This is a genomic window from Blautia sp. Marseille-P3087 (assembly GCF_900120195.1).
GTDB lineage: Bacteria > Bacillota > Clostridia > Lachnospirales > Lachnospiraceae > Blautia_A.
Map to the genome: position 1 here is coordinate 1,383,878 of NZ_LT635539.1, position 25,399 is coordinate 1,409,276.

Consider the following 25,399-nt stretch of genomic DNA (forward strand, 5'->3'; position numbering starts at 1 on the left):
TCTCCTTTATATTTCCGGATTATTTATTTACTACGGCAATCTTAAGACCTGTCATAGCCAGGTTTGTCTCAAGTGCTTCGTTGATCTGCTCAAGCGGGAATTTGTGTGTGATCAGATCAGACATCGGCAGTCCGATTGCTTTTGCTCTCTTCAGGAAATCAAATGTTGTTGCATAGTCTCTGAGGTTGTATACCCAGGAACCAACAAGGTTGATTTCTTTGGAGCAAAGATCGAAGTGCGGGTTGATTGTTGCATCTCCACCATTAATGAAGAATCCAAGTTCACAAAGTCCACCGCCGTTACGGATGAATTTGTAGATGTTTGCATGTGCATGCGGATTACCTGTGCACTGGAATGCAAAGTCTGCAAGATGTCCGTCCTGAGCAGCTTTAACGCCCTCTGTAAGAGCTTCGATACCCTGGAACTGTGTGAAATCTACTGTTGTGTTAGCACCCATCTTCTTGGCAAATTCAAGACGTTTTGCATTTCCGTCTACTGCGCAGATGTTCTGAACACCCATGGTGTGAAGAACTGCGATACAGATCAGACCGATCGGTCCGCATCCCTGTACAACAACTCTGCTGTTGAATTTGAGGATACCTGTTGTTTTTGCTCTTTCTACTGCATGTACAAGTACTGCACATGGCTCGATAAGGATACGGGAATCCAGATCCAGATCACTTACATTGAAGAATGTGGAACCGAATTTTCCGCCTCTGATGAAGATGTAATCAGCGAACCATCCGTTGAATTTAACATCGTCATCCGGAAGAAGTCCGTAAACATCAGCGCCGCCAACGTTTTTCTTGTTGAGGTCGAACATTGTGATTTCCGGATCATCTTTGAAGATCATACATGTAACAACTTTATCACCGATCTTAACCGGTTTACCAGCTGTATCAACTTTAACGTTTTTACCCATAGCTACGATCTCACCTGTTCCTTCGTGTCCGAGAACAACCGGGATCAGATTGAATGGGTCATTTTTGTATTCGTGAGCATCTGTACCACAAACGCCACAGCCTTCTACTTTAACAAGGATATCGTCGTCACCGACTTCCGGAAGCGGATACTCCTGAAGTTCGAAGTGTTTCTTTTCTGTCATCATTGCAACTCTTGCTGTTTTCGGGATTCCACCCTGAGCCGGAGCTGCCGGTGCAGCTGTCTGAGCTGCTGCAGGTGCTGTTCCGGTCATTCCGGAGAGAACCTGTTTTACAATTTCTTCAATATTTACATTGTTCATATCCATTTTAAACTTTCCTCCTGATTAGCGAATGCAAAGGCTGTCAGACATTACGCAGCGTCTTCTCTTTGTAAAGGTGCTTGCACTTGTAAGTCCTTCACCTGTACGACTTGCGATTGTAAATGTACAGTATCCTTCTCCACCGAATCCAAGTGCAGAATAGGACGGGCCGTTCTTAACAAGGATCGCTGTGTCGATTGCTTTCGCATATTTGGTAATATTATCAATGTTTTTGGAATGGATGTGTGCTGAATGACGGTTGCCATGCTCAAGCCATACAGCCTGTTCTACAGCATCATCGAAATCTCTTGCTCTTACAATACCAAGGATTGGCATCATAAGCTCTGTTGTGATCAGCGGATGTTCCTTCGGTCCTTCGAAGATGATGCAGCGGGTATTTGCCGGTGCGTTTACTCCGATCATGGAAAGAAGTGTCTTAGCGTCACGTCCAACACATTTACGGTTCAGTTTGCCGCCTGCCAGAACAACTTCTGTCAGTTTGTCCTGCTCTTCTTTGGAAGCGAGGTAACAGTCGTTTTCTGTCAGCATGTAGTGCATCAGTTCATCTACTACAGAAGATACAGCTACAACTTCCTTCTCTGCGATACATGGAAGGTTGTTGTCGAATGTACATCCATTTACAATGTCCTGAGCTGCTTTACGGATATCTGCTGTCTCATCAACAACTGCCGGTGGGTTACCTGCACCAGCTCCGATTCCTCTCTTACCTGAGGAAAGAACTGCTGTAACAACACCAGGGCCGCCTGTTGCAGCGATCAGCGGAATATCTTTATGTTTCATCATGATATTGCTTGTTTCAAGAGTAGGTTTCTCTACTGTTACGGCAATGTTGTCCGGGCCGCCTGCTTCAAGAGAAGCTTCGTTTACCAGATTGATTGCGAAAATAGAGGTTTTGATTGCTGCCGGATGCGGGTTAAATACTACTGTATTTCCGCCTGCCAGCATACCGATTGTGTTACAGAGTACTGTTTCACTCGGGTTGGTACATGGTGTGATCGCACCGATTACACCAAACGGTCCCATCTCGATCAGAGTCAGTCCTCTGTCTCCTGACCATGCAGTTGTTGTGATATCTTCAGTACCAGGTGTCTTGTCTGCTACCAGATGATGTTTCAGGATCTTGTCCCCTACGTTACCCATTCCTGTCTCATCAACACCCATACGAGCCATAACTTCTGCATTTTCTTTGATTTTTTTACGGATGCAGGTGATGATTTTTTCTCTCTGATCCATGGACATTTTCTTAACGATCAGTTCTGCTTTTTTAGCAGCTTCGATCGCATCATTCATTTCTTTGAAAACGCCATGTTTTCCTGTCGGAGCATCTGCAATCTGCATTTTTGCCATTACTTCCTGTACAATATCCTGTACCATGCTCTCACTGATTGGCATGAGATTGTCCTCCTTTAATGTCTACCTTATCTGGTTTTTAGATTATTTCAGTCCAAGCTGTGCCATAACCTGTTTTGTGATGTTTGCAACCAGTTCTGCATCAGCGTTTCCAGCTGCCGGAGCTGCTTCTTTTGAACAGTCACCACCAACGAAATCATACTGATATCCCGGGAACTGTTTGTAATCTTCATTGTGGCAAGCACCGCCGCAGTTATGACAGTTAACACCGTCTTTGTTCTGGCAAAGGCTTGCAGGATGTTTTCCTGGCATACCAAATTTACGACGGATTTCATACAGTTTCTTGATGTTTTCTTTATCGAATTCCTTCGGGCCGCCGAGCAGCTTGCTCTGATACAGAAGCTGTGCGTAGAATTCTACAGATTCCATCTTCATGTATGCAGCGTTCAGGTCTGTGCTCCATGTAAGAGCTCCGTGGTTCTCAAGAAGAACTGCATCGAAGTATGGAAGATATTTTTCAAGGTTGTCCGGAATTTCCATTGTGGAAGGTGTACCGTACTCAGCGATCGGAACGCATCCAAGAGCGATAACTGCTTCCGGCATGATCGGCTGTGTAAGCGGGATACCAGCGATAGCGAAGGATGTAGCATAGATTGGATGAGCATGTACTACAGATCCTACGTCTGGTCTCTTCTGATATACTCTCATATGCATTTTGATCTCAGAAGATGGTTTGAATCCCGGGTTAGCCTGGATTACGTTACCCTGAGCATCTACTTTACAGATGAACTCCGGTGTCATAAATCCTTTGGATACACCTGTTGGTGTGCAGAGGAATTCGTTGTCATTCAGTTTTACGGAGATGTTACCGTCGTTTGCTGCAACCATGTTACGGTTGTAGATACGTCTTCCGATGTCACAGATCTGTTTTTTGATTTCAAATTCGTTTACCATGCTTATTTTCCTCCTAAAGCAATTTGGTTTTGCTTCTGTCCTTCTACTATATTAACAGCAAAAGACAGCCGCAGGTTTTTATTTTATTTCTAAGGAGATTTTACTCCCTATAAACGAGATTGTCAAGAATTTATCGTTGTTTCTTGTTGTTTTTGTTGTGAAAAAGATGTTGTTTTTGTTGTTTTTCGATCATCCACCAATCTGAACGTGTAAAGAACTTACGGATTCTGCTGCTTTCTTCAATGTCTCCATATGTTCTTTCGTCGGCGGCAGGATTCCTTCCATTAAATATGGTCTGCCAAGACCGATGTACTTATCCTGTCCAAGGCGGTGATACGGAAGCAGGTGAAGCTGTTCCACACCCGGAAGGGTATCGGCAAAACGTGCAATTCCCTGGATTTCCTCGATCGTATCATTAAACGTCGGAATAACCGGAACGCGGATGATAAGTTTGCATTTACCCGAAAGTGCAACCTTGCGGGCATTTTCCATCATCAGATCATTCGGTCTGCCGGTAAACTCCTTGTGTTTCGCCGGATTGGTATGTTTGATGTCCATCAGATAAAGATCAAGATACGGCAAAATCGTCTCGATCGTCTCAAACGGAGCACATGCCATACTCTCGAGCGCAGTATTGAGCCCATGTTCCTTGGCTGCGCGGAGAAGATCCCTCGCAAATTCAGGCTGGCAGAGGCTCTCGCCTCCGGAAAGAGTAAGTCCTCCTCCGGAGCGCCGGTAATATGGCCTGTCCTCCTCAACAACCTTGATCATTTCTTCTACAGTCACATCCCTGCCGATCACTTTATCCTCACCAAGTACTTTCATCGTCTGGATTTTGTATTCCTGTGATTCCGGATTACAGCACCAGCGGCATCGAAGTACACAGCCTTTCAGAAAAACGATCGTACGGATTCCCGGACCATCATGAACAGAATAACGCTGGATATCGAAAATACGACCTTTTGTCTTTAAATAGTTCATAGTTTACCTCTTTTCAGATGTGCAGCCTCGATTACGCTATGCTTCATCTCGGTTGAGGGAACCATTCCTATGTCAGATAAAGAATTCATCTGCTTTTGTGCAAGCACATCGCAGATTCTTTCTTTACCTGCCGCACATCTGAGTTTGTAATCAAAATCCCTGTTCTGTACGTCTGATGATATCGTCCTGAAGGGAACGTGACAGAGTTGTAAACAATGCGCTGTATCCGGCAACGCGTACAACCAGGTGTGCGTAATTTTCCGGATGCTTCTGAGCATCAAGTAATGTCTCTCTGTCAACTACGTTGAACTGCATATGCATACCCTTCTGATCAAAGAAGGTACGGATCAGTGCAACAAATTTTTCCAGACCTTCTCTGCCTGCAAGTGCAGACGGATGGAACTTCTGGTTAAACAGTGTTCCGTTGGATACGATGAAGTGATCCAGTCGGGAAACAGAAGTTGCTGCTGCAGTTGGTCCCTTGACATCCTTTCCTGCGGATGGTGAAACGCCATCAGCTACCGGTGTATGTGCATAACGTCCATCCGGTGTAGCTCCTGTCTGTCCGCCAAGCGGTACGTTTGCAGATACCGGGTAAAGTCCTGCCTGATAATGACCGCCACGTGGATTCATGTATTCCTGCAGCGGGCGGCTGTATGTATAAGCAACATCTCTTGCAAAATAATCCACATCGTCGATTGCATTACCAAACTTCGGAACTTCATCGATCATATGATGGATCTCTGTAAATCTGCGAAGCTGATCTTCAGTAGGTTTCAGTCTCATAACAGTCTGAAGAACTGCCTTTGCAGTGTCCGTATTTACTGCCATGCCTGCGTCCTGCATTCCCTTAAGGATCATTTCCGACATATCAGAAACGGACTGCTGATCCAGACCTTTGTCATAGTTCCATGCCAGAGCCTGTTTGTACTCTTCCATGGAGACTTTCTTATCTTCGTATACAAGTTTACGGATCGCATATAAAGAGTCAGCCATATTCGCAATACCGAATCCCTGTGGACCGGTAAAGTTATAAACAGCTCCGCCTTCCTGTACGGAAAGGCCTCTGCTGAGACAATCATCTACCATACAGGATTCATATGGAAGCGGTACCCTCTCCGAATGTGCCACGTCAATCGCATTGTCGGCATTGACCATCAGGGAAATGCAGTATTCCATTTGTTTCTTGTATGCATCAAAGAATTCTTCGAATGTTGTCATTTTGGTAACATCACCGGTCTGAATACCAACCAGTTCACCCTTGTCCATACCATTGGAGAATACGAGTTCAAGCGGGCGGCACATGTTGAAGAATGCTGCATCGTGCCATCCGTCTGTCTTACCTGCTTTCTGTGGTTCTACACATCCGATGATATTGTATTCTCTCGCATCTTCCAGAGTAAGTCCTCTGTTCTGTAATGCCGGAATAATAACTTCATCATTGTAATATGCCGGAAGTCCGATGCCGGTTCTGGTAAGCTCAGCTGCCTTGATCAGCAGTTCATGTGGAGAACCGTTCCATACTCGGATGGAAAGAGACGGCATCGGCAGATGTACATGCATGGATGCAAGGATACACATAACAGAAAGATCGTTTGTCACATCGTTTCCGTATTTGTCCTGTCCGCCTACGATCAGGTTCTGGAAAAGGCTGTAGCCTGCAAACCCCTCTGCAGATGCAGCATCACGTACTTTGTTAAGGTCGTTGAGTTTGACCCAGATACAGTCAAGGAGTTCCTGTGCTGCTTCTCTGGTAATAATACCCTTATCAATGTCTGCCTTATAATAAGGATACATATACTGGTCAAAACGTCCCGGCGAAATAGAATGTCCGCTGGATTCAACCTGCAGAAGCTGCTGTACGAACCAGAAAGACTGACATGCCTCGTAGAAGCTGGTCGCTCCGTTTGCCGGTACACGGCTGCAGTTCTCTGAGATCTGTAAAAGTTCCTGTTTACGTACCGGGTCTGTACATTCTGCGGCCATCTGAGATGCCAGTTCAGCATAACGCTCTGCATACTCGATAACTGCCTGGCAGGAAACGATCACAGCATTAAGGAAATGGCTCTTCTTTGCATAATTACCATCGCCAACCTGACATTTCTCCAGCTCTGCACGGGCTTTATCAATGATGCCTTTATAACCGATTGCAAGAACTTCTTCATATTTAACAGTTACATGCCCTACACCGTTGTAGAAATAGTTACCCGGCGTAAAAATGTTGTGCTCAATTGCTTTAATTGCCTCAGGAGCCATATAGGATGTAGCAAGTTCGCTGGAGGTTTTGCCCTTCCAGTATTTATGTACTTCTCTCAGCTCTGCTTTGGTCTCTTCAGCAATGTAAAACGGATCCGCTGTTCTTGTTGCAACAGTATCCAGTTCATCCTCCAGCCACTGGTAAGAAAATTCCGGGAATGTCTGGCATCCTCTCGGTGCGATCGTGCTGCTTCCTACGATCAGCTCATTATCACGAATGATAATCGGAATATTCCGGAGAATGTGAGCAAAAGCTTCCGCGCGTCTGGTAATCACCGGCTGCCCTTCGGTAGCCTTATAGGATTCCGTAATGAGTTTTGCTCTGGCAGATTCGATCACCGGCATCTTTGCATAAAGTGCTTCGATCAGCTTCGGGATTCTGGATGATTTTGGAATGTCTGTGGTATTAAACATCTCCACACTTCTCCTTTCTCATGGTGTCTAAAAAACGCCATATCTCATATGTATCAGAAGGCGCTGAGACGCCACGATTCATATAAAGTCATTATACCTTACAAGCTTTTATATGTCAACAAAATCCAACATTATTTATTTGTTTTTTGCGAGGTTTTTGTTGTGGTTTTTGTTGGTTTTATGTTGGTTTTTGTTTGAAGTCTGATTTTCGGGTTGACTTTTCAAGAACATACTGCCATACTGGTTTTAGAAGATTTTATATTGTATTGACAGTTCGAATTATATAAAAAATTAATTCCTTGAAAGGGGGATTTTTGATGTATCTTTCTGATATACATACGCATTCGATTGCAAGCGGACACGGAACGTCCTGTACCATCTCAGACATGGCAAAAGCTGCTTCTAAAAAAGGACTGAAACTGCTCGGCATCACGGATCACGGTCCGGGAACGCTTGCCGCAGGAACTTCTTCTTATTTTAGGAGCCTTACTTACGCGCCGAAAAAGCGATTTGGAATCGAGTTATTATTTGGAGCAGAATTAAATATTCTGGATACGGAGGGACATCTGGATCTGAATGACGAACTGCTCAGCGAACTGGATTATGCAATTGCAAGTATGCATGCGCAGAATTATAAGAGTGGTACTGTCGAAGAAAATACGAGTGCTTATCTGAATGCAATGAGACATCCCTGTGTAAAGGTGCTTGGACATTGTGATAATCCTGCTTTTCCGGTAGATTATGAAACGCTGGCTTTCGGCGCAAGGGAATATGGGGTGATTTTTGAGATCAACGAAGCTTCGCTGATGCCTGACGGATATCGCGGGGATACGAAAGAAAATAACCGTGAGATCCTGAAGTATTGTATGAAGTATGAGATTCCGATCGTGCTGTCGAGCGACAGCCATGGAGCAGAACATATCGGGGATTTTACTTATGGGGCAGAGTTTGTACATGAAATGATGTTCCCCGAAAGATTGATATTAAATAATGATATACCCCGGCTGAAGATGATACTGAGCGAGAGATAAATAATAGTTTAATTTATTTTATGACGAAAAAGAGAACAACATCCTGTTTCATTGACACGTTGCATTTCCGGATTCTTCCCGCGCATTTATGGATGACTGCTTTTGCAAACTCGCACCATCCGGTGCTCAGACAGTGCAACGCAGCCATCATTAGCGCAGTCAGAATCTGCGGAAATTTACTATGTCAATTCATCAGGATGTTGTTTCTTTTTTCTGTGTATAGGAATATTTAATAATTTTAAGCAAATATCCTTTTCACCTATAGACTATTATAATTTTATACCATTCATTCCTCTTCTCTTATTTTCCGTATCATCTTTGTGATGCCACCACGCCCCGTGGGTGGACCGCAGCCTTTGGCGGCTGGCCGGCGAGGCCTTCCCGGTCATGGGGAAAGGAGCTGGTTGTGAAATTAAGAGAACATAGGAAAAAGCTATCTGATGTGAAAATACAGAACACGCGGACTGGGAATATCTGCGCGATAAAAAGATACGGCTGTCTTAAAAAATATCCGCTCCGTTTACAGAACTCAGCAAGGCTTCCGCAAATTTCGTACATGCTAGCTGCGGTTGCGGAGCATCTGTCTGAGCGACAGCGAGTTATGCGGAGCAATCGCTAATAAGCGCATGTATGAAATTCGGAAACGCAGCGTGTTCAGTAAACAAAGCGGATATTCATTTGCAAACAGGCAGTATGGGTTTTATCGCACGCAGTTCCCCATCCTCGCGTCCGTACTATTCTTGAGTATCTTTCTCTGCTTCTCTCATTTTCCGCATCAGCTCCGCCAGCTCGCTGTATTTCCCGGTCACGTAACCGTAGTTCTGCGCCTTATGCGGCAGCTGACAGTTCGTGCAGTCTTTAATTTCCTTCTCGGTCATTCTGAAATTCCCGCCACATTTATCTCCCAGTGCATACAGCGGACAGTAGCAGAACAGACAGTTAAAGTTCTCCGGATCTGCGCCTGCATGGCACGGAAAATATTCACATTCCTTATTGCTGAAAAAAGCATAGTGTTTCCCTTCCCAATATGGTTTTTCCATTTACTTTCACCTCGTTATATAAAAAAATCCAGTCACGGCACTGCCGAACTGGTTATCTTCGAAACTTATTTTAGAGGATTTGCGATACTGCTCCGGGGTAGACAATGAATCCGTTCAAATATGCGGAGGGAACGAATGCATCCGGAGTAGTACCGCCTGCCATTTAATCATACCCCTAAAGGGTTCTGGTCTGTGGTGGCAAAACCACAAACGCATAGGTATAATTCATACGAACAGGCGAATTCCATAAAAAAATGCCTGCTTCCAATCAGCAGACAACGCTTTGGGTTGCGGATACCCTAAGTTGGTTGTTACACTTTACACGGAAGTTTAACCTCGCCATACAAAGCAGGTTTCCTGACTTCAGCATCATCGCTTCCTTTCCCCTTCTCATACTATGTACAATGGGATAATGAAAAGTCGCTCCTCTGTTACAGTGACCGGATCGCTCAGGACTTGCACCTGATTCCCTCTTCAGATTGCTACGCGGACAACAATCTGCACTTCATATGTTCAATATGGAATTATACTGACATCATAATAACACGATGCCAGTTTGCTGTCAATAACCCGCATAACATTTTGTCAAATTTTTATCATTTTATGTATTCAGGAAAACACTCTGTTCTGCTATTGTTTTTCTGCCTTTCACATTGGTAATTTTGTCGAGTCAATACACCAGATTTGTTACTGTTCACTCCGTTCACAGCAGCATTGCTTTTTTTCTGCATATGTCCTATACTGAATTATATTTTCCGTCCTGTGTTCCGACAGATACAGGCCAGGCAACCAAAGGAGGATTTTTTATGATTCAGGATATTGCCCCGCACACTTATCACAATGAATATAAACCGGTCGCACCGGATGAAAACAGTATCATTCTTGCCTACGAAAATGGAAAGAGTTTTTTCCGCAAAGAGGACAGTTCCGATGTTATCACACTTCCACGCTTTCGCGAGCTGGAAGACAAAGTAGCCGATCTATATGAAAATTATATTTATCTTTTCTCTATTGACGAGGAACGTTTTTACCTGATTCCGGATCTGGACACTGCTCTGCTGCCAGGCTATGGTTTTTATGAAAACCGTGAACTCCGTTATGTACAGCCACAGTATATCTCTTTCGCAGTGATCACCGGATATCAGCTCTGGTTCTGGTATCGTAACCGCCGTTTCTGTGGATGCTGTGGTCAGCCGATGATACATGACAAGGGGGAACGTATGATGTACTGTCCTTCCTGTGGACGCCAGGAATATCCGGTTCTGATGCCGGCTGTGATCGTCGGTATCACCAACGGTGACAAGATCATCTGTTCCAAATATGAAGGCAGAAGCTTCAAACAATACGCTCTGATCGCCGGCTTCGCAGAAATCGGCGAAACAATCGAACAAACCGTTCACAGGGAAGTTATGGAAGAAGTCGGTCTGAAAGTCAAAAATCTCCGTTACTATAAAAGTCAGCCATGGTCCTTCTCCGGCACTCTGCTCTTTGGATTTTTCTGCGATGTAGACGGCGATGACACGCTGACCGTAGATCACGAAGAACTTTCCGTAGCACAATGGTTTGACCGCGACAAAATCATCGGTCAGGATAACGACAGCAGCCTTACCAATGAAATGATGATGGTCTTCGCCGCCGGGAAAGAGCCAAAATAAAACAAAATCCGGCGGCTTTCACAGGCCGCTCTTTTTTGTATATAATTGCACAAAAATCTGGTTTTTTCGTCAAATTTTGGTATAATAAATACAATTATCATTCTGCGGGAGTATTAGCATGAAAAAAATCGCATTTATCACAAATGGCCAGGCCCGATATCTTACTCATGAATGGCTTCATGGATATCGCCGCTATATCTCTGACCATCATTCTGATATAGATTTATATATTTTTCACTGTTTTGGAAATTTCAGTCAGGATCAAAGCTATAATATCGGAGAATATAACATTTTTCGACTTCCCCGCCTGTCAGACTTCGATGGAATTCTTCTGGATCTTGCTCTTATTTCCGATCATGAACTTAAGGAAGAAATCATAATCCGCGCCCGAAGAGCCTCGGTTCCTGTCATTTCTCTTCTGGATAAAGTACCGGATCTTTACTTCTCCGGAATTGACGACTACCATGCAACCTGCTCTCTGGTGGAACATCTGATCGCTGAACATGGCTGCACAAAGCTCAATTATGTCGGCGGAATCATCGGAAATTATGAAAATCAGCAACGTTTTCTTGCCTACAGGGATACACTCAACAAACATGGCATCCCTTTCGATCCGAACCGCATATATGAACATAATTATGAAGTCGAGACAGGCCTCAGAGCTTTTGCTGCATTTCAGGACAAAGAGCTTCTTCCTGATGCTTTTGTGTGTGCCAACGATAACATTGCTGCCGGCGTCTGTCTTGCAGCACAGGAAGCAGGATTTTCTGTTCCGGACAACTTTCTTGTAACCGGATTCGACAATGCCACAAGGGCCATAAACTTTTATCCGCCTATCACGACTGTTGAATTTTCCAAAGCGCATATTATGTATAATGCACTGGGGCTTCTTGCTGATGTCTGGAATGGCACCGCTAAATCTTCACAGGTGTTTTCGCCTACCCGTTGTATATACCGCGAAAGCAGTGGGTGCACCTCCCTCTTTCCTGCTGATCCCGGAAAATATGTTTCCAGTCAGATCATGGCAGAAGTCCGTCAGGGAAATATGCTCAACTGGATGATGGAACTGGATCGTTTTCTTCTTGACTGCAACAGTTTCACTGAACTGGCAGACCATCTGCATACCTGGCTCACCAGACATGAATGCGGAAGCCTGTATCTGCTCATGAATCCGGATATCTTTATGCTCGAAAATGTGGACAGTCTCCCCGAAGTTCCGGATGACATCTATAAAAGTATCGGCTACCCCGACCGCATGGCTGTCGTTTATCCCCATACATCTGCCGACAAATCTGTTCAGATAGATTTGTCAAAAGGAGAGCTTCTTCCCGATGCGGACAATTCAGAAACTGCACATATTTACCTTTTTGCCGCTGTGCATTTCCGTGAACGTGAAATAGGTTATCTGATTCTCGAAAACTGTGATTATCTGACAGAGCATCAGTTTCTTTTTGAGACACTGCGCACTTTTGTAACTGCCATAGAGGCGCTCTACGGAAAGCTGATTCTGAGAAAAAAGACGAAGCAGCTGTCACAGCTCTATATTCACGATTCGCTTACCGGACTTTATAACCGTATGGCTTACGAAAAATTAGCTCTTCCATTATTTCAGAAATGCATGGGTGAATCCCGTTCTGCCGGAATCATGTTTATTGATGCCGATCATCTGAAATATATCAACGACACTTTCGGACATGATATGGGAAATCTTGCAATCAGCAGTATCGCAGCTGTCATCCGGCAGCACTGCCCTGACAATTCTGTCTCCATGCGCTATGGCGGAGATGAATTTGTATGTGTGATACCAGACTATGATCAGACACAGATGCAAAAGCTTAAACAAAATCTTCTGGATTCCCTTGCCGTGCTTTCCAGAAACAGCCGTATGGCATTCCCTATCGAGGCAAGCATCGGGTTTGTGGTTGCAGATGATTCTGTTTTCTCACTCAATGACTACATCAATCTTGCCGACGAAAAAATGTACACTGACAAAAAAAATCGTAAAGCCGGACGGGAAGATTCACATCCGGCTTCCGTTCTCTGACGGTCATTCTCTTGTAACCGTTGTATTTGAAATTTTTTCGTAGAATTTCACAATACTGGAGTGGTCTTCTTTCTCGTGTCCGTCCGCTTTGAGTGCCTGCATGATCTCCATCAGTTCACTCGTAAGCGGAAGCGGCGCGTTCACTGCATGTCCGGCATTCAAAGCGTTATTCAGATCCTTAATATGCAGTTCAATGCGAAATCCCGGTTTGAAATTTCGATCCATCATCATCGGTGCCTTTGCATCCAGAACCGTGGAACCCGCAAGACCGCCACGGATCGCCTGATACACAAGCTCCGGATCTGTTCCGGCTTTTTTGGCAAGTGTCAGCGCTTCGGATACCGCCGCAATATTGACAGCTACGATGATCTGATTTGCCAGTTTTGCAACGTTGCCTGAGCCAATTGGTCCGACATATACAACAGATCCTGCCATGGTCATCATCAGATCATAATATTTATCAAAAATTTCTTTCTTACCACCTGCCATTACAGAAATCGTTCCATCGATTGCTTTTGGCTCGCCACCGGAAACCGGTGCATCCAGCATCTCAATTCCATTTTTTGCAAGTTCTGCTGCAATTGCCCTGCTTTCCGTAGGATCGATCGAACTCATGTCGATCAGAACACTTCCATCTTTAGCACCTTCGATAATTCCGTCTTTACCAAGTGCCACCTCACGCACCTGCGGAGAATTCGGAAGCATTGTAATAATCACATTCGCCTCTTCTGCCACTTCACGTCCGCATGTTACGGTCTTCGCACCAAACGCTTCCATCTCTTTCAGAGTTTCTTTATTATGTGTGGTGACTACCATTTCATAACCTGCCTTGATCAGGTTTTTACACATCGGTTTCCCCATGATTCCAAGTCCGATAAATCCAACTTTCATTTCTGATTCCTCCTGATTTTCCTGGTAGTTTTCTGCTAATTTTCTGTAGAAATCAGCTACCATCATTATAGCTGATTTCCACAGAAAATTTCAACAAAAGTAAGTACCGGTGAAATATTTTTCAATAAAAAACGTTGTAGAAAATGAAAGCGCTCACTTCCTGCAACGTTTATTGTATTTAAAAAATTCACTCTATTGTTTCTATTGTTATCGCTACATCTGCTTCAATCTTTTCTTCAAGATCATACACGGCATTGGTAATCACCGCTTCACCATCGTTCACAAAAACACTGATCTGGTTCGGATTCACATACACTTCGATTTCAAATCCTTTCATCTCCGGTGTCTCAAATTTCACTCTGTGATTCGGATATTTTCCAAAAAGGCAGCTTCTGTCAGTACAGATTTTATCCCCTTTTCTGGAAATCACATATCCTCCGACATCTACTTTATCCCCATCCTCCAGGGAAAATCTCAGACGATATCCACTTTCGTCCGCCTCAGATGGTGTAGAGATTTCTTTTGTATATGCCGCCTGAACATTCGGATGAACGCGGAAATAGATATGATTTTCTTTTACTTCTACAACACGTGGAATACACATCATTCCCTGCCATTTCCCATCCACCGGCTCCGGCATGCGAAGCCACGCAGTCAGGATTCTTCTTCCCTCCTCATCGAGGGTGCTCTGTGGTGCATAAAGGTCTGTTCCATAATCCAGAAACTGATATTCTTCCGGCAGTTCCATCGCACAGGTTTCTTTATCAAATTTCACCTGCATACAGACGGTCTGTGCATCATCTGCTTTTCCGTCTTTAAATAACTGCATCGGTGAAAAGATTACTACCTGCCTGTTATCTACTTCAAAATAATCCGGACATTCCCACATCCAGCCGAAGTTTTCTCTGGTTACAGAATTCGCAAATTTCCATTCTTCTCCATCTGTACTTGTAAAGAACAAAAGTTTTCCCTGTTTGTCTTCAATGGTGCTTCCAAGTACCATGTACCATCTCTCACCGTCTTTCCAGACTTTCGGGTCTCTTGTGTGGCGTGCATCTCCGATCCCCTCATCATAAATGACTGGAATCACCGTCTTTTTGTCTTTAATATTATCAAAATGAAAGCCATCTTCTGAGGTTATCTTAAGCTGTGCGGAAACAAAATGTTCATCCACACACAAATTGATATCCTCTGGATTTTCTGTAAGATAATTCACACCGGTATAATACAGCTGCATTTTGCCGTCTTCTTCAATGGCGCTTCCGGAAAAACATCCACTCCTATCATCTGTTTTGCTTGGAAACAGTGCAATCCCCTGTTCTTCCCAGTTCACCAGATCTTTGCTGACAACATGTCCCCAGTGCATCCGTCCCCAGCGCGGCGCATACGGGAAACACTGGTAAAAAAGATGATACATACCTTTGTAATATATAAATCCATTCGGGTCATTCATCCAGTAGTCTTTCGGTTTTACATATATTTTCTGCATATTCTACTCACTTTCTATTTTTCTATAAATGGACTGATTACTTCCATTGCTTTTTCTGCTTCAGTGCCTTCTGCATGAATTCTCAGATCAACCGCTTTGGACAGATCCACGCTGAAAATTCCCATGATTGATTTTGCATCGATCACATATCTTCCGGACACAATATCTACATCACAGTCCAGACGCGTCACAGCATTGACAAAATCTTTTACTCTTTCTATTGTCCCTAAACAAATCTTTACTTCTCTCATTATCAACGTCACTCCTATAAATAATTCATCTCAGTTTCTTTATCAAAGAAATGAATCTTGGATGGCATAAATACAAATTCAATTTCATCTCCAACCTGGCTGATCTCATATTTAGAAACTCGTGCAACTGCCTGGCAGCCTCCGAACTGGAAGTACAGGTTATTCTCATTTCCCATGACTTCTGTATCTGTGATCACAGCTTTCATTTTATTTTCTTTATAAAGTTCCAGGTTCTGCGCATCCATTTTAAGATCCTCTCCACGGATACCAAGTGTCATCTCGCCTTCTTTACCATTCAGTTTCTTAAGAATAGCTTCCGGAAGCATCAGTTTATTTCCGTCTTCAAATGTTACTTCGTTTCCTTTTAAGGTAACATCAAAGAAGTTCATCTGAGGAGATCCTATAAATCCTGCAACAAATTTGTTTACCGGATGATCATATAATTCCATTGGTTTTCCAACCTGCTGGATCACGCCCTCTTTCATGATAACGATACGGTCTGCCATAGTCATTGCCTCAACCTGATCATGTGTAACATAGATCGTCGTCGCACCCATTTCACGATGCAGCTTGCTGATCTCCGTTCTCATGCTGACACGAAGTTTTGCATCCAGGTTGGACAGTGGCTCATCCATCAGAAATACCTTCTGATTTTTTACGATTGCACGCCCCAGTGCCACTCGCTGTCTCTGACCTCCAGAAAGATTCTTCGGTTTTCTGTAACGGAATTCCTGCAGTCCCAGAATATCAATTGCCCAGTCTACTTTTTTCTTGATCTGGTCTGCTGGCATCTTCATGTTCTTCAGCCCGTATCCGATATTTTTTTCTACGGTCATATGCGGATACAGGGCATAGTTCTGGAATACCATCGCAATACCACGGTCTCTTGGTGCTGTCTCGTTCACTCTTTTGCCGTCAATATACAGATCTCCTTCTGTAATCTCTTCGAATCCGGCAATCATACGAAGTGTTGTGGACTTTCCACATCCAGACGGTCCTACAAATGCGATAAATTCTTTTTCTTCTATATTAAGATTAAAATCATCTACTGATTTGTGTTCTGCTCCTGCATATTTTTTTCCGATATGTTTAAATTCTATAAAACTCATAATTCATTAACCCTCCTTGGAACCAGTTGATGTTACACCTTCTACAATCTGTTTGGAGAACAGTGCATAAATAATAATAACAGGGATTGTGATCAGTGTGATTACTGCAAGTGTCTGTCCCATTGTTGTATTGTCATTGGATGTTATGGAGTTCAGACCAATCTGCGCGGTCAGAAGATCACTGGATGTAAATACAAGTGACGGCCAGAGATAGTCATTCCATACTCCAAGGAATGTAAACACACTGACAGTTGCAACGACTGTCTTTGACATTGGCAATACCATGGTAAAGAAATATTTTACCGGACTGCAGAAGTCAAGCTGTGCCGCCTCATAAACATCATCCGGCAGACTTACGAAAACCTGTCGGAACAGAAAGATATTAAACGGATTCACGATCATTGGAAGTACATATCCAAGCACGGTATTCAGTAGTCCTGCTTTTGCAATGATCAGAAAGTGTATCGTGATAACGGTTTCTGTCGGTACGATCAGAAGCATCATGATGATCAAAAGCCACTGGTCGCGGAATGGAAAGTTAATCTTTGCAAGTGCATAGCCTGCAAGTCCGTTGACAATAACCCCAAGTACGATCAGCAGTGCCGCATATCCCAGAGTATTAATCATGTAACGAAGGAAATTGGTATCTGTCAGAATCGTAATATAGTTTTCAAAATAATTTTCATTTAAAGCAGGAGGAATAAATGCTGCTATGGAATTCATATCTGCTGTGATCGCTGCATCTGGTTTAAAGGAGTTTGCAAGCATCCAGATCACCGGAAACAGGAAGAATACAGAGAGTAGCAGCAAAACAACTGCCAGAATCCAGTTAAATGTTTTTTGCTTTTTTGTTAACATGTTTTTTCTCCTCCTTTCCTTTGGTCAGTACATTCTGTATGATCGTCAGGATAACAACAAATATTGTAAATACAATTGCCATTGTTGATGCAAGTCCCATCTCCCAGTTCATTGTGCCGGTTTCATAAATGTCATATACAAGTGTGTAGGTTGAGTGATCCGGTCCTCCACCTGTCATGACCATCGGCTGTACCAGCATACGGAACGCACCGATTGTAACCGTGATAAATACAAACACACAAAGTGGTTTCAATTCCGGAAGTGTGATATCTTTAAATTTCTGCCATGCGCTTGCATGATCCATCTCAGCTGCTTCATAAAGCGCCGGGTTAATATTCTGGAGTCCACCAAGGAAGATGATCATCTGATATCCGACACCCTGCCATACACTCATAACTGCGATGGACGGAAGCGCCTGCTTTGCACTGTGAATAAACGGCTGAGCGCTGATTCCAAAATGAGCAAGCAGTGTATTTAAAATTCCCTCCGGACTGTAGATGTCCATCCAGAGTGTAGATACAACTGCCAGAGACATTACAACCGGGATAAAAAATGCTACTTTGAAGTATTTTTTACAATGTGTGACTTTGTTGATTGCAAGTGCCAGAACAAGTGCTCCGATACACTGGCAAGGAACGATGATAATTACAAATTTCACCGTATTGAAGAAGGATTTTACAAACAGTTCATCCTTAAAAATATTAATGTAGTTTTCAAGGCCCACAAAATGTGTCATATCCGGATTCAGCGCAAAGTAATCTGTAAAACTGAATACCAGTGTCAACACCATCGGCAGAAATAAAAACAGCGTAAGAAGTACCAGTGCCGGCCCAAAGAAAGCCATCCCTAAAATTGATTCTTTTTTCTTCATTATTCTCTCGTATAACGTTCCAGTTTCGCGTTAATCCTTTCTACAGATTTATCCAGTTCTGCCTGCGCATCTTTACCGCCCAGTCCAACACTTTCAAGTGCCTGCTGGAAAGATGTACTTACCTGTGGATATACAGGAGTCTTTGGTCTCGGGTGTCCGTATTTACTTAACTGCTGATACAGAGCATTGTAGTTTTCATCTGTCTGGAATATATCAATCTGTTCAAACGCTTTGTATGTAGACGGAAGTGATTTTGCTTCATTCCAGATTCTTACACCACTTTCCACACCACTCATCCATTTGACCAGCTCTGTTGCACCTTCAATGTTGTCTGTCTCTGAGGATGCTGCAAATGCCCAGGAGCCTGTCGGTGTATATCTCTCTCCATCCCAGTCATCACCTACTACATAAGGTGCAACCCCAAGATTCACATCCGGATAGTTCTCATAAATCGTATTGACTTCCCACGCCCCATCAAATTTGAAAGCTGCTCTTCCACTTTCAAACAGATTCTCTATTGGAGCTTCAGACATATATTTGTTCTCTACAATCTGGTGAAAATAATTCATAACTTCAACATTCTTTTCTGAATTGAAATATCCGTCCACTGTCAGTCCGTCTTCGCTTACCAGGTTTCCACCATTTGCCCAGATAAATGGGGCATAATAATAAATACTTGCTTCACCTACCGGGAATGTCATGTCGATCGGATAACCATTCTTCTCATCCATCAGCGGTTTCAGCTTAGCCAGAATATCCATAAATTCTGATGTCGTCCACGGATGATCTGCATCCGGAACTTCGATTCCGGCCTCTTCAAGAATATCTTTGTTGTAGTAAAGACCTACACTGGATTCCATAACTCCAAGTGCATAAAGCTTATCATTATAAGTACCCTGTTCCAGAATGGATTCCAGATATTCTCCTCTTTCTTCCTCTGTCAGCTCTGCAAGTGGCTGTATGATCCCGTTCGCTGCATAAGCTGCCACATTCGGTCCGTCCAGGGTAAGCACATCCGGAAGCCCTCCTGACAGTACAGAAGAATTTACCTTATCTGAATAACCGCCTCCACTGTCATTTCTCGGAATAAATTCAATATCTGCGAAATATTTACCATTATATTTCTCATTAAAGCTGTCTACAGATTCCCTGTAAACCTGTCCTTCCAGAGTATCCTCAATACTGTGGACCCAGATTGAAAGATACTGTTCGCCCTCATCATATCCTGCCACATCGCCGGGCTTTACTTCTTTTTTCTGACATCCTGTAAGACTGACTGCCATAGCCAGACCGGCAAGAAAAATCAGTTTCGCTTTCTTCATGTGCTCCTCCTTTTCCCTGTGCTCGTTCTACGTTACCGGTAAAGTTACCGGTTACTTTATGGTTTGATAATATCACAGCAATGCTATCAAGTCAACCATCATACGCAATTTCATTGCTTTATACAAATTTCATATCTCGACTTTGTAAAGTTTTTACAAAACCGGTTACTTAACCGTTTCTGTTGATTATTTTCATTGTTCTGTTTTGAAATTTCTGCTATACTGTTATCATAAAAGTAATTGACTTCTCACTATAACATGGTAAAATTTTATTTTATCGAAAGGAACCTGATATGGGTAAAAAAAATATAACTTTCAGTGACATCGCCAAATATACCGGTTTTTCCAAAACAACCATTTCCAGATATTTTAATAATCCGGACTCTCTTACCCTGGAAAACCAGCAGATCATTGCAACTGCTCTTGAAAAATTAAACTATAAGGAAAACAAAGTCGCGAGAATACTCGCGAACGGAAAAACAGAGTTTATAGGAATCATTATTCCGAACCTTTATATGCACTACTATTCAGAAATCTTGAATCAGATACTGAAGACCTACGACTCTTTCGGATATAAGTTTCTCGTATTCACCGGAGATGATCACGAATCAACCGAACGAAAATATATACAGGAACTTCTTGCATACAAAATCGAAGGAATGATCATTCTGAGTCATACAATTCCTTCCATAGAACTTGCTTCTTATAATATTCCAATCGTAACGATTGAGCGTGAAGATCAGTATGTGAGCAGTGTCAACACAGACAACTATATGGGAGGTGTACAGGCAACCAGTCTTCTTGCCAAAACAGGTGCTGATATCCTGATCCATATCAATGCAGATATTTCCAGGCAGACACCATCCTATGAACGTATTCAGGGATTTTCTGATATTTGCAAGGAATACAACATTCCTCATGAAATGATTCTTACAGATACCGGACATACTTATGATGAAACATCCCGGATCCTTAAAGACCTTCTTGAAACAATCGATACCAAATATAAAGGGAAAACAAAAGGGATTTTTCTTCCGAACGATACCTTCGCCAACATTATGCTCAACCATCTGATTCAGAAGTATGGCTGCCTGCCTGATGATTACAAGATTATTGGTTTCGATGACTCTCCCGTTTCAAGAGAAGCAATCATCCCGATCAGTACTGTCGGACAGCAGATTGACAAAATCGCTTTATCTGCCATGGACATTCTGAATAACCAGATTGAAGAACGGCATAAAAGAAAACCAACTCTGTCTGTCGAACCAACGCATAAAATCATACCGCCAATTCTTATTAACCGAAAAACAACCCTTCCTGTTGAACGCTGAACAACAGGAAGGGTTGTTTTATCTAAACATCTTAACTTTATGCGTTTCTGAAACGGCTTAAAAATTCTTTTGTCAGTTCTTTCTGCGGATTTTCAAAGATCTGCTGAGACGTACCTTCTTCTACGATGACTCCATCACCCATGAAGATTACGTGCTTCGCCACATCTCTGGCAAATGCCATCTCATGTGTGACAATGATCATCGTCAGACCGTCTTTTGCAAGTGTCCGCATAACTTCCAGCACCTCTCCGACCATCTGCGGATCCAATGCGGAAGTGGGCTCATCAAAGAGCAGGATCTCCGGTTCCATCGCAAGTGCTCTCGCGATCGCAACTCTCTGCTTCTGTCCGCCGGAAAGCTGTTTCGGTTTCGCATTGATATACGGTGCCATACCAACTTTTTCCAGATACATCATCGCATTTCTGTGCGCTTCTTCTTTGCTCTTTTTCAGGACTTTTTCCTGTCCGACCGTGCAGTTCTTAAGAACAGTCATATTATTAAAGAGGTTAAAGTTCTGAAATACCATGCCGACCTTTGAACGGTATTCAGGAACGTTTACATGCTTGTCCATGATATTTGTTCCGTGATAACGGATCTCACCGCAGGATGGTGTCTCCAGAAGATTCATGCAGCGAAGCAAAGTGGATTTTCCGGAACCTGACGGTCCGATGATGCAGGTAACGTCCTTTGGTTTTACAGAGAAATCAATATCTTTTAAGATTTCGTTGTTTCCGAAGGATTTTCCCAGATGCTGTACTTCAAGGATTGTCTCACTCATTCTCTGTCATCCTTCCTTTCTCTGTAAGAATACATACCGCTGGTATGTGTCAGTGTATCCGCTGTGGCCAGATCGTAGTTATCCGGTCCGTCCATCTTGTGTTCCAGCACACGCAGGATACGGGAACAGGTAAAGGTCATGATGAAGTAAATGATCATCGCAATCGTGAATGATTCAAAGTATGTATAAAGTGCACCTGCCACACCTTTGGTCGTATAGAACAGTTCAACTGTACCGATAATGGAAAGTACGCAGGTATCTTTGATGTTGATGATCAGGTTGTTGCCGATCTGTGGCATAATATTTCGAAGTGCCTGCGGAAGAATGACATTGATCATAGTCTGTACATGTGTCATACCGATTGCTTTTGCACCTTCTGTCTGTCCCGGATCGATTGAAAGGATTCCTCCACGGACAGTCTCTGCCATATATGCACCTGTGTTGATCGACACGATAAAGATTGCCGCAAACCACATGGACATATTGATATTAAACACAGCCGCACTACCGAAGTAAATAAACATCGCCTGTGCCATCATCGGAGTTCCACGGAAGAACTCCACATAGCAAGCAAGAATAAATTTCACAATTTTAATCAGGATCTTTTTGGCTGTTGAATCATTCTTATCAACCGGGATCGTCTGCACGATACCAACGAGAAAACCAATGATGCATCCAAAAAGCGTTCCCACCAGCGCCAGCCACATGCTGACTCCGGCTCCCTTCGCAAAAGAAGGACCATATTGCTGAAGAAGATAGATGATTCTTCCCCCAAAACTCTCAGGCAGCATTTTGCTCCTCCTTTATGATTCGGAAAGTGGCTGTACAGAAATAGCCTCATCCATCATTTTATTGAAATCATCCTCTGTCATCTCACTTAAGACACCGTTGATCGCATCTTTGAGTTCATCGTTTCCTTTTTTCAGGGAAATACCGATGTTGATGTCTTCATCAGATACTTCGAATTCTCCGTCTGTTCCTGTGAAATCAAGAAGTTTGAAATCAGGATAAGCTACGCATGCTGCTTTTCCTGTAGGCATATCTGTTACAACCGCATCACATTTGCCGGCTTCAAGCGCTACCAGCATAGCCGGTGCACTTTCCTGTGCCGGAAGGATGTTGCCATCCGGGATCTGCGGCAGGCAGGAATCATACCAGATCGTATTCTGCTGAGATGTCACTGTTGCTCCTTTGAGATCTTCTACGCTTGCTGCATCTTTATAATCACCGTCATTTTTAACAAGAGTGATGATGGATGCATAATAGTATGGATCTGTAAAATCAACCATCTGCTGACGCTCTTTTGTGATAGACTGTCCTGCAATTACACAGTCAACCTGTCCGGACTGTACAGCCGGTACAAGAGAATCCCAGTCAAGTTTTACGATCTCAAGATCATATCCGAGTTCATCGGCAATCTTCTTTGCCATCATAACGTCATATCCATATGCGTAATCGGAACTTCCGGAAATCTGGACAGCACCGTTGGAATCGTCCGGCTGTGTCCAGTTATATGGTGCATATCCGCATTCCATTGCAACTTTCAGAGTTTTCTTGTCATCTGCGCTGACGCTCTGTACTCCAAATAGTCCACATGTCATGGACGCTGCCACTGCAGCAACTGTCATCATTCTCCACATTTTGCTCTTTCTCATTTTCGTTTCCTCCTGAAATGTATATTTTTCATCCATATGTCCTTTCGGAACATATCACCATAAGTGAATCGTTCCAGAATTTATCTGAAACAAAAAAAGAGCGCACGAAACTACTAAGTGCTCCGTTGCGCTTTTGCATCATTTTAATACTTTATATACAGAAAGTCAAGAAAAAAAGCAGTTCCCGAAGGAACTGCCTTTGCTCTTTATTTATGAAGGTCTTCTTACAGAAAGGATTGTTCTGTAAGTAGCATCATTGCTGATCTTGATGCCATCTCTGGAGTTAGATGCATGTACGATCTGTCCGTTGCCCATGTAGATTGCAACGTGTCCACCATAGCAGATCAGGTCACCCGGCTGAGCATCTGCATAGGAAACCTCTGTTCCCCAGTTCTGCTGCTCATAAGATGTTCTCGGAAGGCTGTAACCAAACTGTGCATAAACGCTCTGTGTAAATCCTGAACAGTCAGCACCGCCTGTAAGGCTTGTACCGCCCCATACATACGGATTACCAACAAACTGTGTTGCATAATCTACGATTGAAGAGCCTGAACCTGAACTGGATGAGCTACTGGATGAAGAACTTACACTGTCAGGATCAACTGTGTTGTCGCTGTCGATTACGTTACCGTATTCATCATACTCCACACCATCATCACTGCTTGTCACTTCGCTCGGATCTACTTCATTGCCCTCTTTATCATATACGGTGTCACCGTTTTCTGCAGCTTCATCTGCATCTACTTCATTGCCCTCTTCATCATATACCGTCTGATCTTCCTGCTGTGCAGCTTCTTCTGCTGCTGCGGCGGCAGCGGCTTCTGCTTCTGCCTGACGTCTTGCTTCCTCCTCGGCTGCAATACGTTCTGCCTCAAGCTGTTCAATCTCTGCCTGCTGTTCCTGAATCAGATTTGCATACTCATTTGCCATTTCCTGTGCATATGCAATTTCATTATCGCAGTCTGCAGAGCTGGCTTTCTTTGTATCAATCTGAGTCTGAAGATTTGCAGATTCAGCTTCATATTCCTGTTTCATGCCTTCCAGTTCGGATTTCTCCTGCTGGTACTGATTTCCGAGGTTTGTAACCTGTTCGATCGTATTAGCATATGTCTCAAGGCTCTTTCTGTCGTAATCATACATCTTCTGTGTATATTCTGCTTTTGTCAGAAGATCTGAAAGATTATCTGCACTCATCATCATCTGGAACCATGCATCGCTTCCACCTTTTTCGTACAGATACTGAATACGCTGTTTCATTGCTGCGTACTGTTTGTCTTTGGCATTCTGTGCTTTCTGAAGATCTGCCTGTGTCTGTTCGATATCAGCCTGCTTGTTGCTGATATCTCCCTCTAATGTCTGAATGGAAACCATGACGTTTACAAGATTTGCATCCAGTGTATTGATCTCATCCTGCAACTGCTGCTTGGCAGAATAAAGCTGATCGATCTGGGCATATGTTGCATCAAGCTGTGCGCTTGTTGCGGCCTGTTCCTCTCTCAGTTCCTCTTCTCGTGATGCGCTTACGCTGACTACCTGTGTTGCTGTCATCATTAACGCTAACGTCAGGCAAACAATTCGTTTCTTCATGTTTCTCACCTCATAATCTTAATTGCTATATTCTGTAACATTTACGAAATATCTTTTTCAAGTTCTTATACATATTAACATATACTTCTTACGATTGCAAGTAGGATTCATTAAAAAGTTTAATATTTTGTAACATTTATTAAAAACTATGCAAAAAACAAAGCGGACAAGTCCGCTTCAAACTCCCTGAATCCCTCAATCTTTGAGGGACTTGTTACGCTTTGCGCGCCAGATGCAGTCTGCTTCAGCAGACATGTTCCTCATGCAT

The 25,399-nt window shown here is 43.3% G+C and carries 21 protein-coding genes and 1 riboswitch; of the genes, 4 read left to right on the forward strand and 17 right to left on the reverse strand.

The window, feature by feature from the left end; translation table 11 throughout:
• Positions 1-19: 19 nt before the first annotated feature.
• From BQ7344_RS06655 to BQ7344_RS06675, 5 genes are all read right to left on the reverse strand, one after another.
• On the reverse strand, positions 20-1,249 hold the full coding sequence (locus tag BQ7344_RS06655) for a zinc-dependent alcohol dehydrogenase (RefSeq protein ID WP_072521943.1): 1,230 nt from the start codon (positions 1,247-1,249) through the stop codon (positions 20-22).
• Positions 1,250-1,267: 18 nt separating this feature from the next.
• A complete protein-coding gene (locus BQ7344_RS06660) occupies positions 1,268-2,656 on the reverse strand; it encodes an aldehyde dehydrogenase family protein (RefSeq protein WP_072521944.1) in 1,389 nt (462 codons plus the stop codon).
• A 42-nt stretch (positions 2,657-2,698) separates the two neighbouring features.
• On the reverse strand, positions 2,699-3,568 hold the full coding sequence (locus tag BQ7344_RS06665) for a class II aldolase/adducin family protein (RefSeq protein ID WP_015542037.1): 870 nt from the start codon (positions 3,566-3,568) through the stop codon (positions 2,699-2,701).
• A 189-nt stretch (positions 3,569-3,757) separates the two neighbouring features.
• Positions 3,758-4,549: a glycyl-radical enzyme activating protein gene (locus tag BQ7344_RS06670; protein ID WP_072521945.1), complete on the reverse strand. Its 792-nt coding sequence runs from the start codon at positions 4,547-4,549 to the stop codon at positions 3,758-3,760.
• Between the two features lie 150 nt (positions 4,550-4,699).
• A complete protein-coding gene (locus BQ7344_RS06675) occupies positions 4,700-7,219 on the reverse strand; it encodes a glycyl radical protein (protein ID WP_072521946.1) in 2,520 nt (839 codons plus the stop codon).
• A gap of 317 nt (positions 7,220-7,536) precedes the next feature.
• Between BQ7344_RS06675 and BQ7344_RS06680 the strand changes: the two genes are divergently transcribed.
• Positions 7,537-8,250 carry a phosphatase gene (locus BQ7344_RS06680; RefSeq protein ID WP_072521947.1) on the forward strand — a complete coding sequence of 238 codons (714 nt, stop codon included), beginning with the start codon at positions 7,537-7,539 and terminating at the stop codon, positions 8,248-8,250.
• Between the two features lie 734 nt (positions 8,251-8,984).
• On the opposite strand, the gene BQ7344_RS06685 is transcribed toward BQ7344_RS06680, so the two are convergent.
• On the reverse strand, positions 8,985-9,290 hold the full coding sequence (locus BQ7344_RS06685; RefSeq protein ID WP_072521948.1) for a cysteine-rich small domain-containing protein: 306 nt from the start codon (positions 9,288-9,290) through the stop codon (positions 8,985-8,987).
• A gap of 330 nt (positions 9,291-9,620) precedes the next feature.
• A riboswitch (cobalamin riboswitch) is annotated at positions 9,621-9,813 on the reverse strand.
• Between the two features lie 283 nt (positions 9,814-10,096).
• Here BQ7344_RS06685 and nudC point away from each other — a divergent pair.
• Together nudC and BQ7344_RS06695 are read left to right on the forward strand one after the other, a co-directional pair.
• The gene (nudC, locus tag BQ7344_RS06690) at positions 10,097-10,945 is read left to right on the forward strand and encodes an NAD(+) diphosphatase (RefSeq protein WP_072523377.1); all 849 of its coding nucleotides are present in this window, start codon (positions 10,097-10,099) and stop codon (positions 10,943-10,945) included.
• A 118-nt stretch (positions 10,946-11,063) separates the two neighbouring features.
• Positions 11,064-12,989, forward strand: a complete 1,926-nt coding sequence (locus BQ7344_RS06695; protein WP_072521949.1) for a GGDEF domain-containing protein — start codon at positions 11,064-11,066, stop codon at positions 12,987-12,989.
• Between the two features lie 3 nt (positions 12,990-12,992).
• Here BQ7344_RS06695 and garR read toward each other — a convergent pair whose 3' ends face one another.
• The 7 genes from garR to BQ7344_RS06730 all read right to left on the reverse strand — a co-directional run bounded on the left by garR (position 12,993) and on the right by BQ7344_RS06730 (position 19,780).
• Positions 12,993-13,880, reverse strand: coding sequence for a 2-hydroxy-3-oxopropionate reductase (gene garR / locus BQ7344_RS06700; protein WP_235816061.1), 888 nt, complete (start codon positions 13,878-13,880; stop codon positions 12,993-12,995).
• Positions 13,881-14,067: 187 nt separating this feature from the next.
• Positions 14,068-15,369, reverse strand: coding sequence for a glycoside hydrolase family 32 protein (locus BQ7344_RS06705; RefSeq protein ID WP_072521950.1), 1,302 nt, complete (start codon positions 15,367-15,369; stop codon positions 14,068-14,070).
• A gap of 14 nt (positions 15,370-15,383) precedes the next feature.
• The gene (locus BQ7344_RS06710; protein ID WP_072521951.1) at positions 15,384-15,620 is read right to left on the reverse strand and encodes an HPr family phosphocarrier protein; all 237 of its coding nucleotides are present in this window, start codon (positions 15,618-15,620) and stop codon (positions 15,384-15,386) included.
• Positions 15,621-15,634: 14 nt separating this feature from the next.
• Positions 15,635-16,729, reverse strand: coding sequence for an ABC transporter ATP-binding protein (locus BQ7344_RS06715; protein ID WP_005427758.1), 1,095 nt, complete (start codon positions 16,727-16,729; stop codon positions 15,635-15,637).
• Between the two features lie 6 nt (positions 16,730-16,735).
• Positions 16,736-17,587 (reverse strand): carbohydrate ABC transporter permease, encoded by an 852-nt coding sequence (locus tag BQ7344_RS06720; protein WP_072521952.1) that lies wholly within the window; start codon positions 17,585-17,587, stop codon positions 16,736-16,738.
• The gene (locus BQ7344_RS06725) at positions 17,559-18,431 is read right to left on the reverse strand and encodes a carbohydrate ABC transporter permease (RefSeq protein ID WP_330392820.1); all 873 of its coding nucleotides are present in this window, start codon (positions 18,429-18,431) and stop codon (positions 17,559-17,561) included. Before BQ7344_RS06725 ends, BQ7344_RS06720 begins: the two co-directional genes overlap by 29 nt.
• Positions 18,432-18,457: 26 nt before the next feature.
• Positions 18,458-19,780, reverse strand: coding sequence for an ABC transporter substrate-binding protein (locus BQ7344_RS06730; protein WP_072521954.1), 1,323 nt, complete (start codon positions 19,778-19,780; stop codon positions 18,458-18,460).
• Positions 19,781-20,073: 293 nt separating this feature from the next.
• On the opposite strand from BQ7344_RS06730, the gene BQ7344_RS06735 reads away from it, so the two are divergent.
• Positions 20,074-21,111 carry a LacI family DNA-binding transcriptional regulator gene (locus BQ7344_RS06735; protein WP_072521955.1) on the forward strand — a complete coding sequence of 346 codons (1,038 nt, stop codon included), beginning with the start codon at positions 20,074-20,076 and terminating at the stop codon, positions 21,109-21,111.
• A 37-nt stretch (positions 21,112-21,148) separates the two neighbouring features.
• Here the strand turns inward: BQ7344_RS06735 and BQ7344_RS06740 are convergent, their stop codons facing one another.
• The 4 genes from BQ7344_RS06740 to BQ7344_RS06755 all read right to left on the reverse strand — a co-directional run bounded on the left by BQ7344_RS06740 (position 21,149) and on the right by BQ7344_RS06755 (position 25,131).
• Entirely contained in the window at positions 21,149-21,889 is a 741-nt protein-coding gene (locus tag BQ7344_RS06740; RefSeq protein WP_072521956.1) for an amino acid ABC transporter ATP-binding protein, read from the reverse strand.
• The gene (locus BQ7344_RS06745) at positions 21,886-22,677 is read right to left on the reverse strand and encodes an amino acid ABC transporter permease (RefSeq protein ID WP_200793059.1); all 792 of its coding nucleotides are present in this window, start codon (positions 22,675-22,677) and stop codon (positions 21,886-21,888) included. Before BQ7344_RS06745 ends, BQ7344_RS06740 begins: the two co-directional genes overlap by 4 nt.
• 15 nt (positions 22,678-22,692) lie before the next feature.
• A complete protein-coding gene (locus BQ7344_RS06750; protein ID WP_417182470.1) occupies positions 22,693-23,490 on the reverse strand; it encodes a transporter substrate-binding domain-containing protein in 798 nt (265 codons plus the stop codon).
• Between the two features lie 264 nt (positions 23,491-23,754).
• Complete coding sequence (locus BQ7344_RS06755; RefSeq protein ID WP_072521959.1) at positions 23,755-25,131, reverse strand: C40 family peptidase; 1,377 nt, start codon at positions 25,129-25,131, stop codon at positions 23,755-23,757.
• Positions 25,132-25,399: the final 268 nt, after the last annotated feature.